This window comes from Pseudomonas entomophila (assembly GCF_013523125.1).
Lineage (GTDB): Bacteria > Pseudomonadota > Gammaproteobacteria > Pseudomonadales > Pseudomonadaceae > Aquipseudomonas > Aquipseudomonas entomophila_B.
Genome location: NZ_JAAMQJ010000008.1, coordinates 60397 through 73725 on the forward strand (window position 1 = coordinate 60397; position 13329 = coordinate 73725).

At 68.3% G+C, this 13329-nt stretch carries 15 protein-coding genes; 14 read left to right on the plus strand and 1 reads right to left on the minus strand.

The features are described 5' to 3' along the window. Nucleotides 1–131: 131 nt before the first annotated feature. From ccmA to G7007_RS06860, 14 genes are all read left to right on the plus strand, one after another. On the plus strand, nt 132–764 hold the full coding sequence (gene ccmA, locus G7007_RS06795; protein ID WP_181100206.1) for a cytochrome c biogenesis heme-transporting ATPase CcmA: 633 nt from the start codon (nt 132–134) through the stop codon (nt 762–764). Continuing rightward, nucleotides 761–1429, plus strand: coding sequence for a heme exporter protein CcmB (gene ccmB / locus G7007_RS06800; protein ID WP_181100208.1), 669 nt, complete (start codon nt 761–763; stop codon nt 1427–1429). The genes ccmA and ccmB overlap by 4 nt, the downstream gene beginning before the upstream one ends. A gap of 46 nt (nt 1430–1475) precedes the next feature. Further along, entirely contained in the window at nt 1476–2243 is a 768-nt protein-coding gene (locus G7007_RS06805) for a heme ABC transporter permease (RefSeq protein ID WP_181100210.1), read from the plus strand. Next, on the plus strand, nt 2240–2416 hold the full coding sequence (gene ccmD / locus G7007_RS06810; RefSeq protein ID WP_181100212.1) for a heme exporter protein CcmD: 177 nt from the start codon (nt 2240–2242) through the stop codon (nt 2414–2416). The genes G7007_RS06805 and ccmD overlap by 4 nt, the downstream gene beginning before the upstream one ends. Continuing rightward, entirely contained in the window at nt 2413–2868 is a 456-nt protein-coding gene (gene ccmE, locus G7007_RS06815) for a cytochrome c maturation protein CcmE (RefSeq protein ID WP_181100214.1), read from the plus strand. The genes ccmD and ccmE overlap by 4 nt, the downstream gene beginning before the upstream one ends. Further along, nucleotides 2865–4853 (plus strand): heme lyase CcmF/NrfE family subunit, encoded by a 1989-nt coding sequence (locus tag G7007_RS06820; protein ID WP_181100216.1) that lies wholly within the window; start codon nt 2865–2867, stop codon nt 4851–4853. Before ccmE ends, G7007_RS06820 begins: the two co-directional genes overlap by 4 nt. Further along, entirely contained in the window at nt 4850–5386 is a 537-nt protein-coding gene (locus tag G7007_RS06825) for a DsbE family thiol:disulfide interchange protein (RefSeq protein WP_181100218.1), read from the plus strand. Before G7007_RS06820 ends, G7007_RS06825 begins: the two co-directional genes overlap by 4 nt. Then, nucleotides 5383–5856: a cytochrome c-type biogenesis protein gene (locus G7007_RS06830; RefSeq protein ID WP_181100220.1), complete on the plus strand. Its 474-nt coding sequence runs from the start codon at nt 5383–5385 to the stop codon at nt 5854–5856. Before G7007_RS06825 ends, G7007_RS06830 begins: the two co-directional genes overlap by 4 nt. Next, nucleotides 5853–7067 carry a c-type cytochrome biogenesis protein CcmI gene (ccmI, locus tag G7007_RS06835; protein WP_181100222.1) on the plus strand — a complete coding sequence of 405 codons (1215 nt, stop codon included), beginning with the start codon at nt 5853–5855 and terminating at the stop codon, nt 7065–7067. Before G7007_RS06830 ends, ccmI begins: the two co-directional genes overlap by 4 nt. Further along, the gene (locus G7007_RS06840) at nt 7064–7480 is read left to right on the plus strand and encodes a hypothetical protein (RefSeq protein ID WP_181100224.1); all 417 of its coding nucleotides are present in this window, start codon (nt 7064–7066) and stop codon (nt 7478–7480) included. Before ccmI ends, G7007_RS06840 begins: the two co-directional genes overlap by 4 nt. Nucleotides 7481–7524: 44 nt before the next feature. Further along, nucleotides 7525–8463 (plus strand): 2-hydroxyacid dehydrogenase, encoded by a 939-nt coding sequence (locus tag G7007_RS06845; protein ID WP_181100226.1) that lies wholly within the window; start codon nt 7525–7527, stop codon nt 8461–8463. Nucleotides 8464–8537: 74 nt separating this feature from the next. Next, nucleotides 8538–8876 (plus strand): FKBP-type peptidyl-prolyl cis-trans isomerase, encoded by a 339-nt coding sequence (locus G7007_RS06850; protein WP_181100228.1) that lies wholly within the window; start codon nt 8538–8540, stop codon nt 8874–8876. Between the two features lie 207 nt (nt 8877–9083). Then, the gene (locus G7007_RS06855) at nt 9084–9746 is read left to right on the plus strand and encodes a histidine phosphatase family protein (RefSeq protein WP_181100230.1); all 663 of its coding nucleotides are present in this window, start codon (nt 9084–9086) and stop codon (nt 9744–9746) included. Nucleotides 9747–10111: 365 nt separating this feature from the next. Further along, nucleotides 10112–11035 (plus strand): class I SAM-dependent methyltransferase, encoded by a 924-nt coding sequence (locus G7007_RS06860; protein ID WP_181100232.1) that lies wholly within the window; start codon nt 10112–10114, stop codon nt 11033–11035. Nucleotides 11036–11047: 12 nt separating this feature from the next. Here the strand turns inward: G7007_RS06860 and G7007_RS06865 are convergent, their stop codons facing one another. Continuing rightward, the gene (locus G7007_RS06865) at nt 11048–13072 is read right to left on the minus strand and encodes a mechanosensitive ion channel family protein (protein WP_181100234.1); all 2025 of its coding nucleotides are present in this window, start codon (nt 13070–13072) and stop codon (nt 11048–11050) included. Between the last annotated feature and the right edge of the window lie 257 nt (nt 13073–13329).

The window sequence follows — 13329 nt, forward strand, 5'->3', positions numbered from 1 at the left end:
CGCCCCGCGTGCTTCGTCGGGGGGCTTGCGTATGTATAATGCCGGTCGCGCGCCGGGTCGAGGACCCGTTGCTGCCAGTATAACGGCAGCCCGGCGAGCGACTTGAGGCAGCTCTAGCACAAGGCGGTACCGTGACCTTTGATCTTCAAGCCGTGGGCCTGGCCTGCGAACGCGACTGGCGCCTGCTGTTCGAGGGCCTGGACCTGCGCCTGCGACCGGGCGAGATGCTCCAGGTCAGCGGCCCCAACGGCAGCGGCAAGACCAGCCTGCTGCGCCTGCTGGCCGGGCTGATGACACCGACCGCCGGGCAGGTGCTGCTCGATGGCCAGCCGCTGGCCAGGCAGCGCCAGGCCCTGGCCGGGCGCCTGTTGTGGATCGGCCATGCCGCCGGCATCAAGGACCTGCTCAGCGCCCGGGAAAACCTGCACTGGCTCGGCGCCTTGCACGGCCAGGTCAGCCCGCCGGCGATCGACAAGGCCCTGGATCGGGTCGGGTTGCGGGGGTTCGAAGACGTGCCATGCCAGACGCTGTCCGCTGGCCAGCGTCGGCGCGTGGCCCTGGCCCGGCTGTACCTGGAGGCGCCGCCCGTGTGGATCCTCGACGAGCCGTTCACCGCGCTCGACCGTGAGGGCGTGGCGCAGTTGGAAGACCATCTGGCCCGCCACTGCGACCAGGGCGGCGGCGTAGTGTTGACCACCCACCATGCCCTGACGCGCACGGCGGCGCGCTACCGGCCGCTCGAGTTGGGGCGCCAGGCGGCATGAACCTGTTTCTGTCGATGATGCGCCGCGAGGCGCGCGTACTGTGCCGCCGGCCGGCCGAGCTGATCAATCCCCTGGTGTTCTTCGCCCTGGTCGTCGCGCTGTTCCCCCTGGCCGTCGGCCCGGAGACGGCGCTGCTGCGCACGCTGTCGCCCGGCCTGGTCTGGGTCGCCGCGTTGCTGGCCGTGCTGCTGTCGCTCGACGGGCTGTTTCGCAGCGATTTCGAGGACGGCTCGCTCGAGCAGTGGCTGCTGTCGCGCCGCGCCTTGCCGCTGCTGGCACTGGCCAAGGTGCTGACGCACTGGCTGTTCTCCGGGTTGGCCCTGGTCGTGCTGGCGCCGCTGCTGGCGCTGATGCTGGGGTTGCCGGGCGAGTGCCTGCCAGTGCTGCTGGCGTCGCTGCTGCTCGGCACCCCGGTGCTGAGCCTGCTGGGCGCGGTGGGCGCAGCCTTGACCGTCGGGCTCAAGCGCGGTGGGCTGCTGCTCGCGCTGCTGGTCCTGCCGCTGTACGTGCCGGTGCTGATCCTGGGCAGCGGCGCGCTGCAGGCCGCCCTGCAAGGCCTGCCGGCCACCGGACAGTTGTGGTGGCTGGCCAGCCTGACGGCGCTGACCGTGACCTTGGCACCGTTTGCCATTGCCGCCGGCCTGAGCATCAGCGTCGGTGAATAACGAGACTCGCGCCGCGTGCGCGACCAGTCATTTTGGATGCACCGTGATGAAGACACGCTGGACATGGTTCCACACCTGGGCTTCGCCGAAGGGCTTCTATGCCTTCAGCGGTCGCCTGCTGCCGTGGCTGGCCGGGGCCGCGGCACTGCTGTTGTCGGTCGGCCTCGTCTGGGGCCTGGCCTTCGCGCCCGAGGACTACCAGCAGGGCAACAGCTTCCGCATCATCTACATCCACGTACCGGCGGCGATGCTGGCGCAGTCGTGCTACGTGCTGTTGGCGGTGGCGGGGGTGATCGGGCTGGTGTGGAAGATCAAGCTGGCCGACGTCGCCTTGCAGTGCGCGGCGCCGATCGGTGCCTGGATGACCGCGCTGGCGCTGCTCACCGGGGCGATCTGGGGCAAGCCGACCTGGGGCAGCTGGTGGGTCTGGGATGCGCGATTGACTTCGATGCTGATCCTGCTGTTCCTGTACTTCGGCATCATCGCGCTGGGCCAGGCGATCAGCCACCGCGACAGCGCCGGCAAGGCGTGTGCGGTGCTGGCGATCGTCGGTGTGGTGAACATCCCGATCATCAAGTACTCGGTCGAGTGGTGGAACACCTTGCACCAGGGCGCCACCTTCAGCCTGACCGAAAAACCCGCCATGCCGGCGCAGATGTGGCTGCCGCTGCTGTTCACCGTGCTCGGCCTGTACTGCTTCTTCGGCGCGGTGCTGCTGCTGCGCATGCGCCTGGAGGTACTCAAGCGCGAGGCGCGGGCCAGCTGGGTGAAGGCCGAGATCGCCCGTTGCCTGGGCCAGGAGACCCCGTCATGAGTTTTGCTTCGTTCAGTGATTTTCTCGCCATGGGCCGGCACGGCCCGTACGTCTGGTCGGCCTACGGCCTGTGCCTGATGGTGCTGGCGATCAACGTTGCGGCGCCGCTGTGGGCGCGCCGCTGCCATCTGCGCGACCAAGCGCGCCGTCTGCGTCGGGAGCGCGCGCGATGACCCCCCAGCGCAAGAAGCGCCTGATCCTGATCGCGGCACTGCTGCTGGGCGTGAGCCTGGCCGTGGGCTTCGCCCTCACGGCCTTGCAGCAGAACATCAACCTGTTCTACACCCCGACCCAGATCGCCGACGGCGAGGCGCCCCAGGGCACGCGCATCCGCGCCGGTGGCATGGTCGAGAAAGGCTCGGTGCAGCGTTCGGCCGACTCGTTGGACGTGCGCTTCGTGGTGACCGACTTCCACCGCTCGGTGCCGATCACCTACCGCGGCATCCTGCCGGACCTGTTCCGGGAAGGGCAGGGCATCGTCGCCCTGGGCCGGCTGGGGGCCGACGGGGTGGTGGTGGCCGACGAGGTGCTGGCCAAGCACGATGAAAAATACATGCCACCGGAAGTCACCCAGGCGCTCGAAGACCGTGGCCAGGCCGCCAGCGCCACGCAGGCCCGCCCATGAACGCGACCTTGCTCGTGCCCGAACTGGGCCAGTTGGCGATGATCCTGGCGCTCTGCTTCGCGGGCGTCCAGGCCAGCCTGCCATTGATCGGCGCCTGGCGCGGGGATCGCCTGTGGATGGCGCTGGCACGGCCGGCGACCTGGGGCCAGTTCGGCTTCCTGGCCGTGGCGTTCGCCTGCCTGACCCAGGCCTTCCTGACCGACAACTTCTCGGTCGCCTACGTCGCCAACAACTCCAACAGCGCCTTGCCCTGGTACTACAAGTTCAGTGCCGTGTGGGGCGCCCATGAAGGCTCGCTGCTGCTCTGGGCGCTGATCCTCGGCGGCTGGACCTTCGCCGTTTCGGTGGGCTCGCGGCAGTTGCCGCAGGTCATGCTGGCGCGGGTGCTGGCAGTGATGGGGATGATCAGTGTGGGCTTTCTGACGTTCCTGATCGCCACCTCCAACCCTTTCGCGCGCCTGCTGCCGCAGATGCCGGCCAACGGCCGCGACCTCAACCCGCTGCTGCAGGACATCGGCCTGATCGTGCACCCGCCGATGCTGTACATGGGCTACGTCGGCTTCTCGGTGGCCTTCGCCTTCGCCGTCGCTGCCTTGCTCGGCGGCCGCCTGGACGCGGCCTGGGCGCGCTGGTCGCGGCCCTGGACCCTGGTGGCCTGGGCCTTTCTCGGCATCGGCATCACCTTGGGTTCCTGGTGGGCCTATTACGAACTGGGCTGGGGCGGCTGGTGGTTCTGGGACCCGGTGGAGAACGCCTCGTTCATGCCCTGGCTGGTCGGGACCGCCCTGGTGCACTCGCTGGCGGTGACCGAGAAGCGTGGCGTGTTCAAGAGCTGGACGGTGCTGTTGGCCATCGCTGCCTTCTCGCTGAGCCTGTTGGGGACCTTCCTGGTGCGCTCCGGGGTGCTGACCTCGGTGCACGCGTTCGCCGCCGACCCGTCGCGCGGCGTGTTCATCCTGGTGTTCCTGCTGTGCGTGGTCGGCGGTTCGCTGACCCTGTTCGCCGTACGTGCGCCCGCAGTCCAGAGCCACATCCGCTTCGCCCTGTGGTCGCGCGAGGCACTGTTGCTGGCCAATAACCTGCTGTTGGTGGTGGCGGCGTCGACGATCCTGCTCGGCACCTTGTATCCGCTGGTCCTCGATGCGCTGACCGGGGCCAAGCTGTCGGTGGGTCCGCCGTATTTCGACGCCCTGTTCCTGCCGCTGATGGCCGTGCTGATGCTGGTGCTGGGCGTCGGCGTGCTGGTGCGCTGGAAGGATACCCCGGGCCGTTGGCTGGCGGGCATGCTTACCCCGGTGCTACTCGGCAGCGCGCTGCTGGCCCCGCTGGGCAGCCTGCTGGTCGGCGATTTCGCCTGGCCGGTGCTGAGCACCTTGGCGCTGGCCGCCTGGGTGGTGCTCGGCGGGGTGCGCGACGTGTTCGACAAGACGCGCCACAGCGGTCGGCTAGTCGGCCTGCGGCGCCTGCCACGCAGCTACTGGGGCATGCAGGTGGCGCACCTGGGCCTGGTGGTCTGTGCGCTTGGCGTGGTGCTGTCCAGCCATGGCAGCGCCGAACGTGACCTGCGCCTGGCGCCAGGCGAGGCGGTGACCCTGGCCGGATACCTGTTCCACTTCGAAGGCGCTGCGCATGCCGAGGGGCCAAACTTCGTGGCCGACCGGGGCACCGTGCGGGTCACCCGCGAGGACCGTGAGGTCGCCGTGCTGCACCCGGAGAAGCGCCTGTACAGCGTGCAGCGCTCAGTGATGACCGAAGCCGGCATCGATGCCGGCTTCACCCGTGACCTCTACGTCGCCCTCGGCGAGCCGCTCGAAGACGGCGCCTGGGCGGTACGCATCCACGTCAAGCCGTACGTGCGCTGGATCTGGCTGGGTGGGTTGTTGACCGGCCTGGGCGGGCTGCTGGCGGCCTTCGACCGGCGTTACCGGGCCAAGGTGGCAGCGCGTGTCCGTGAGGGCTTGAACCTGTCTGGAGCGACGGCATGAAGCGTTGGATGAAAGCGGTACCGCTGGTGGTGTTCCTGCTGCTGGCCGGGGTGTTGTACAAGGGGCTGTTCCTCAAGCCCGACGCCTTGCCGTCCGCGCTGCTCGGCAAGCCGTTCCCGGCGTTTTCGCTGCCGGCGGTGCAGGGCGAGCGGACCGTGACCGAGGCCGACCTGATCGGCCGCCCGGCGCTGGTCAATGTCTGGGGCACCTGGTGCCCCTCATGCAAGGTCGAGCACCCGTTCCTGAACCAACTGGCCGAGCAGGGCGTGCTGATCCATGGCATCGACTACAAGGACGATTCGGCCGCAGCCCAGGCCTGGCTGCGCGATTTTCACGACCCCTATACGCTGAACGTGCGCGACGACGCGGGCACCCTCGGGTTGAACCTAGGCGTGTACGGCGCGCCGGAAACCTTTCTGATCGATGCCCGGGGCATCATCCGTCACCGCCATGTCGGGGTGATCGACGCCACGGTCTGGCGCGAGCAACTGGCGCCGCTGTACCAGGCCCTGGTCGAGGAGGCGCGGCCATGAGGCGCTGGCTGGCGGCGCTGGTGCTGGGCCTGGGGCTGATCGGGACGGTGCAGGCCGCGATCGACACCTACCGCTTTCGCGACGAGGCCGAGCGGGCGCGTTACCAGCAACTGACCCGCGAGCTGCGCTGCCCCAAGTGCCAGAACCAGGACATCGCCGACTCCAACGCGCCGATCGCCGCCGACCTGCGCCGCGAGATCTTCCGCCTGCTGGGCGAAGGCCAGAGCAACGCGCAGATCGTCGACTTCATGGTCGATCGCTATGGCGATTTCGTGCGCTACAAGCCGGCCCTGACGCCGCGGACCTGGCTGCTCTGGTTCGGCCCGGGCGTGTTGCTGATCGCCGGCGCCATCACGCTGCTGCTGCGGGTGAACCGCCGTCGGACACCAGCGGCCAGCGAGGCCTCGACCCTTTCACCCGAAGAACGCGAGCGGCTGTCCCGGCTGCTCGACAGGAAGACCGACCGATGATCGAGTTATGGCTGAGCGCCGGGCTGCTGTTGCTGGTGGCCCTGGGCATGCTGCTGGTGCCCGTGCTGCGCCACCGAAGGGGCCACGCCGAGGTCGACCGCACGGCGGTCAACGTCGAGGCCTATCAGGCCCGTGTCGCCGAGCTCGAGGCCCAGCAGCAGGCGGGTCTGCTCGATGAGGCGCAGGTGCGGCATGGTCGTGACGAGGCGGCGCGCGAGCTGCTGACGGACGCCGACCAGGCCGAGCCCGTGCGCTCGGCGCGCCTGGGCCGTGGCGTACCCCTGGCCGCGGCGCTGCTGGTGCCGTTGGTGGCGCTGGGCCTGTACTTGTACGTCGGAGCGGCCGACCGTGTCGCGCTGACCCAGTCCTTCGCCCAGCCACCGAAGACGCTCCAGGACATGACCTCGCGCCTGGAGCGCACCGTGGCCGTGCAGCCCGATTCGGTCGAGAGCCTGTACTTCCTCGGGCGTGCCTACATGGCCGAGCAGCGCTTCGGCGATGCCGTCCACGCCTTCGAACGGGCGGCGGCGCTGAGCGGGACGCAGCCCGAGCTGCTCGGTCAGTGGGCCCAGGCCCTGTACTTCGCCCAGGGCAAGCGCTGGAGTCCGCAGGTGCAGGCGCTGACCGACCAGGCGCTCAAGGCCGATCCGGGCGAGCCCACCAGCCTGGGACTGCTCGGTATCGCGGCCTTCGAAGGCCAGCGCTACGCCGACGCCATCGCCTACTGGACGCGCCTGCTGGCCACGCTGCCGGCTGGCGATGCCTCGCGCGCAGCCCTGCAAGGCGGCATCGACCGGGCGACCGCGAAGCTGGCCGGGCAGGGTGCCGACGCCGCGCGCGTCCCGGCCACCGAAGGGGCGCGCCTGACCGTGCGGGTCAGGCTGGCCGAGGCGGTCGCGGGCCAGGTCGAGCCTCAGGACAGCGTGTACATCTTCGCCCGGGCCGTGTCAGGGTCTCCGATGCCGGTCGCAGCCAAGCGGGTCACGGTGGCGCAATTGCCGATGGAGGTCACCTTGACCGACGCCGACGCCATGGTCAGCGGGATGAAACTGTCCACGGCCGGGCCAGTCCAACTGTTTGCGCGCGTGTCCCGTGCAGGCCAGCCGACCCAAGGCGAGTGGATCGGGCAGGGCGCGCCGTTGCCCTCGGACGTACACGAGGTGCAGCACTTGATCATCGACCGTCCCGATACCCGAGAACTTCGCCCATGAACAGTGCCCTTCGCCTGACCCTGATCACCCTGGCCATCGGGCTGTCCGCCTGTACCACGCACCGGCCGTCCGAACCCCCGGCGCCGCCGATCGACAAGGCGCCGCCTGCCGGCCCCGTGGTCAAGCCATTGCCCGGCGGCAAGCCGCCAGCGCCACCCAGCGCACCGGCAGCCAAGCCCAAGCCGATGCCGCGCACCTCGGCCAGCTTCGCGCCGCCACCGGGAGGCGCCAGCCATTGGGACCCGAAGATGGGGGTCTATGTGCTGGAGAAGCAACCCAACACCTTCTACCGTCAGCGCACCTACTACCGCTGGAGCGACGGCTGGAGCTGGTCCACCAGCCCTGATGGCCCATGGCAGGCCACCGACAGCAGTGGCGTGCCAGGCGGCCTGGGCCGGGCTTTCGCCCAGTGACCTGAGCGGCGCATACTGCCGCCTCCCCTGACGCTGGAGGTGGCATGCGCAAGACGATCCTGGTGCTGGTCGAAACCGTCGACGACTATCTTCCCCTGCTCGAGCAGGCCGGCTACCGGCTGTTGCGTGCGCCTACGGCCGCGCTGCGCCAGGCCTTCATCGCCACCCACGCCGCGCAGATCGACGCCGTGCTGACCCGTGGCCCGCTGGGCCTGACCGCCCAGGAAATCGCAGCGCTACCCGCACTGAAACTCATCTGCGTGATCGGTGCCGGTTACGAGCAGGTCGACCTGGCTGCCGCCGCAGTGCGCGGCATCACCGTGACCAATGGCGCCGGGGCCAATGCCAGCACGGTGGCCGACCATGCCCTGGCCATGCTGCTCGGCCTGCTGCGCGACATCCCCCGTGCCGACGCCAGCACTCGCCAGGGTGAATGGCGCCGCGTGATCCGCCCTTCGGTCTCCGGCAAGCGTCTGGGAGTCCTGGGCATGGGTGCGGTGGGGCAGGCCATTGCCCGGCGGGCGGCGCTGGGCTTCGACATGCCGGTGAGCTATTGCACCCGCACTCGCCACGCGCATTTGCCCTACACCTGGTATGACAGCCCACGGGCACTGGCCGCTGCCGTGGACATCCTGGTGGTGGCAACGCCCGGTGGCGCGGCCACCCGGCACCTGGTCGATGCAGCCGTGCTCGACGCGCTGGGCCCGCAGGGCTACCTGGTCAACATCGCCCGGGCCAGCGTCGTCGATACCGACGCGCTGGTCCAGGCCCTGCGCGCGCAGACCCTGGCAGGCGCAGCGCTGGACGTGTTCGATGAAGAGCCCCAGGTGCCCGACGCGCTCAAGATGCTCGACCGTACCCTGCTGACCCCGCACGTGGCCGGGCAGTCGCCCGAAGCCGCCCATGACACCGTCGCCCTGGTGGTGCGCAACCTGCAGGCGTTCTTCGCCGGCGAACCGGTGCTGACCCCGGTCACGGCGTGAGCGACGGCCGGCTTGCCAAACCGGTGCATTCCTGCGAAAACGGCGGCCTTTGAACCTGAAGGTACCGACAGACCATGAATGACACCGTGCAGTGCACCGATCTCGTCGAAGGCGATGGCAAGGCAGTGGTCAAGGGCGCCCTGATCACCACCCACTACACCGGCTGGCTGGCCGACGGTACCGAATTCGACGCCTCCGCGTCGCGTGGCAAGCCGTTCCAGTGCGTGATCGGCACCGGGCGTGTGATCAAGGGCTGGGATCTCGGCCTGATGGGCATGCGCGTAGGCGGCAAGCGTCGTCTGCAGGTGCCCGCCACGCTGGGCTATGGCGAGCGCTCGGTCGGGCGCATCCCGCCCCATTCGGACCTCACCTTCGAGATCGAACTGTTGGAAGTGCTGACCCGCGACGACTGACGGTTCGTCGGAAAATGTCGGCCAGCCGCTGTCTTACAGCCTTAATACGAAGGGATTAAGCTCGCTCGTGTTCAAGGACGACGGCTCAGGGCTGAACCAAGTGGGCATTCTCGACTCTCACGCTCGCATCGCCGCACGGAAGCGGCCCTTGGCCTGATGCAGGAGGTGATCGGGCCGACCTTTCCCATTCGCTGAAAGAGCTATCCCATGATGTTACCCGCGTTCCTGCGTCGTCACCGTCTCGCGTTCGCCGGCCTGTTGGCGGTCGGCCTGGCCGTCCCGGTGGCGGTCGAGGCCCTGCAAGGGCTGGACAAGCCGGTCGATGGCACCCAGACCCTGGTCTTCATGCGCCACGCCGAGAAACCTGGCGAAGGGCTCGGCCAACTCAATTGCCAGGGGCTCAACCGCGCCATCGACCTGGCGACGTTGCTGCCCGAGAAGTTCGGCAAGGCCGATTACGTGTTCGCCGCCAACCCTACCCGGCACGTGGAGGAGGGCAGCGAGGACGAACGCTACAGCTACATCCGCCCCTTGATGACCATCAGCCCCAGCGCCATCAAGCTGGGCCTGCCGGTGAACATCGACTTCGGTGCCAACGACTACGACGACCTGGCCGACGAGCTGCTGAGCGACAAGTACCGCAATGCCACGGTCTACACCGCCTGGTCCAGCGGGTACTTGCCCGAGCTGATCAACACCGTCGCCGGCAAGGCGCTGGGGGAAGAGCGGGTCGTGACCCAGAACTGGAAAGGCGACGATTTCGACACGCTCTACGTGCTGACGCTGACCTGGCGCGATGGCAAGGCCAGCCTGCTCAGCCGCAATGTGCGCCAGGGGCTCAATGGCGGTGCACAGCGGTGCCCGACCTGAGGACAAGATTCACCTCGGGCCTGACAGGCCAGCGCTCACCTGTTGACCATGTGGCGGCCTTACCGCCGCTATCGCGGGCAAGCCCGCTCCCACACAGTCTGCCCAGGTGGCTGAGCTGCCATCGTGCCGATATCTGCTTGAAATGGAGAGTGTGGGAGCTGGCTTGTCAGCGATGGGACCTGCGCATTCACCTCAGGGCTGACAGGCCAGTGTTCAGCCTGTCGGTCATGGGCCGGTGCTACCACTGCTAGCGCGGGCAAGCCCGCTCCATAGGAGCCTGGAGCACAAAAGACAATCGCTCGCGTACCGTTCCACTTCCTTCAGCCTTGCTAGAATGCACCCCTTTTCTCAGCCGCGACCCCGCCATGCCTTCCGTTATCCACACCCTCGAGCAGCACCTGCTCGCTGCCCTCGACCCCGCACCGAACGAAACTCGCCGCCTGTTCCACGGCCGTGGCCGCTGCTGGCCCGACCTGGAGCAGATCACCGTCGACTGGCTGCAGGGCGTGCTGCTGGTGGGCCTGTTCCGTGAGCCGCCGCCCGGCCAGCTCGAGGCCCTTCAGACCATGCTCCTGCGCCTGGCCGAACAGCCGGTGTGGACGGGTCAGGCCATTCTGATCCAGCACCGCTACCTGCCGGACAGCCCCGGGCACTGGCTGCTGGGTGAGCCTCAGCCACAACGCGAGGTGGTGGAAGACGGCCTGCGCTACCTGCTGGACCTGGGTGTACGGCAGAACAGCGGGCTGTTTCTCGACATGCGCCTGGGCCGGCGCTGGGTGCGCGAGCGGTCCGCCGGGCGGCGGGTGCTCAACCTGTTCGCCTACACCTGTGGGTTTTCCGTGGCGGCCATCGCCGGCGGCGCCGAGCAGGTGGTCAACCTGGACATGGCCAAGTCGGCCCTGGCACGGGGTCGGGAGAACCACCGTCTCAACGGCCATGACGCTTCGAAGGTCGCCTACCTGGGCCACGACCTGTTCAAGTCCTGGGGCAAGGTCCGCAAGTACGGGCCCTATGACCTGATCATCATCGACCCCCCCACGTTCCAGCGCGGCAGCTTCGTGCTGACCCAGGACTATGCCAAGGTCCTGCGCCGGCTGCCGGAGTTGCTGAGCGACGGCGGGACCGTGCTGGCCTGCGTCAACGATCCGGGCATCGGCCAGGACTTTCTCATCGAAGGCATGGCCGAACACGCGCCGACGCTGCGCTTCGTCGAACGTCTGGACAACCCGCCGGAGTTTCCGGACGCCGATCCCCAGGGCGGGCTCAAGGCGCTGGTCTTTCAGAGCTGAAGCGCAGGACACTCAACCCTGCACCGCCTCCCCGCGCAGCGCAGGAGGCAGTGGGTAGAGCTGGGCGAAGCTGACGTCGCCGGTCTGGTCCACGCGCTTTTTCAGGCGTTCGTTGAAGGCGCGGCTGACCGTGTACTGCCCACCGGAAATGGTCCGGAACTGCGCGGTCAGCACGAAGCCGTTGAGGTCCATGCGGTCCACGCCGAAGACCTGCAACGGGCCTTGCAGGTTGATCTTCAGCAGCGGGTCCTCGCTGATCGACTGGCCCACTTCGTGGATCAGTTCCAGGGCCTTGTCCACGTCGCTGTCGTAGGTGAACTGCACCGAGAAGAACGCATAGGCGAACTGCCGCGACTGGTTGGTGACCGCCTTGATCTGGCCGAACGGCACCGAATGCACGAAGCCCTTGCCATCGCGCAACCGCAGGGTGCGGATGGTCAGGCTCTCGACCGTGCCGGCGTGTCCCGAGTCCAGCACCACCCAGTCGCCGATGGCGATGGTGTCCTCGATCAGGATGAACAGCCCGGTGATCACGTCCTGCACCAGCTGCTGCGAACCGAAGCCGATGGCCAGCCCGACCACGCCGGCACCGGCCAGCAGAGGCGCGACGTTGATGCCCAGGTTGGCCATGGTGGTGATGGTGCAGATCACCACCAGGATGATCTTGATGGCGTTGCGCAGCATCGGCAGGATGGTCCGCACCCGCGTGCTCGGCTGACGCGAGGCGCGGCGCCCCACGGCCGGTTTGAGCGCTTCCTGGATGGCGGTGTCGAGCACCACCCAGAGCAGCCAGGTCACCAGCAGGATCAGGCCGATGCTGCTCAAGGAGTCGCTGATCGCCCGCCCCAGGCTATTGCTGAGGGCGAAATCGATGACCGAGACGCCCCAGATGCGCCCGAGCAATTCGATGAACGCCACGGCCATGACGATCCTCAGCACGGCATGGGCCAGGCTGCGCAACAGTTCCTTGTAGGGCCGTGCGCGTGCATTCAGGTCGGGCGCCCGCGGGGCGAACACATGCTGCAGGACCGTGCTGAGGAACACCGTGCCCACCAGCAGTACCGTGGTCAGCAGAGCGTTTTGCAGCGCGCGCTGGCTTTCTTCGCCAGCACCGATCAGGTGCACTGCCGACACCAGGATCATCAGCAGGATCGGCAGGTACCAGACGGTGGAGAATATGCGTAGCGTTTCCTGCACGGCGCGGTGCTGCAGACGGTCCTTGAGGTCGCGGTTGCGGATCAGGTGAGCCACCGGCCGGCGCAGGCGGATCACCAGGCCGGCGAAGATCAGTGTGGCGACCAGGCCCGTGCACACGGCGATGCTGCTGGTGAGGTTGGTGCCGAGCTGGCGGGCGATCTGCGGGCTGGTCAGCGCGTCGCTCCAGGCGGCCAGGAAGCCGATCATGAACAGCGGACGCGGTGTCAGCCGACGGATCACGCCGACGGCGGCCCGCTTGTGGCCGGCGTCGAACAGGACGATCAGGCACAGCACGATGGACGTGGAGAACAGCCCGCTGCTGGTCGCATAGGCCAGGCTCAAGCCCGAGGCACGCGCGACCGACGGGTCCAGGAAGCGACTGGCGTACAGGGTCAGCGGCAGGCTGGCCAGCGCGGGCAGGGTGAAGGGCAGCAGGTAGCTCAGCAAGCCTTCGATGCGCGGGCGCTTGGCCAGCCAGGCGCGGCGACGGCTGCGCTGGAACAGCCAGCGGCCGATGCCGGTCAGGACGGCGAAGCTGGCCACCCAGGCCAGCGTGATGAGCAGGAAGTCACCGACCAGACCGAGCCCATCGTTGCCGGCGTGACGGTTGACCAGGCGTTCCACTTCCTTGGCCGCGCGGTCGGTGCGTAAACGCCAGGCATCCACCAGGTGCGCATCCAGGTCGAGGTCGTCGGCGGCGGTGTCCAGGCCATCGGCCAGCGCGCCCAGCAACCCGCCCTGAACGACCGGTGCCGGTTCCTCGGCAGGGGCCGGTTCGGCGGCCAGCAGGCGCGTGCTCAGCAAGAGACCGAACAGCAGAGTGATGAGTGAACGCGGCACGGGAGGACTCCTTGGACCAGTGCGGGGACGGGTTATCCAAGGAACTGAGGGCTTGAGGGGTGAGAAAGTTCGATGAGCGAGCAGGCCGATTCATCTCGAGTGGTCAGCAGGAGAGTCCTGTACTGCAGTGAACGCGGCCAGCGCGGTGCCAGGTTCTGCGGCCCCTGGCAGGCCCGATCGCGGCCGGTCCGGCGCCCCGGCAGGGGCCGCTCACCCGCCGCAGTGGTACAGGCGATCACGGTCCATGTGGGAGCGGC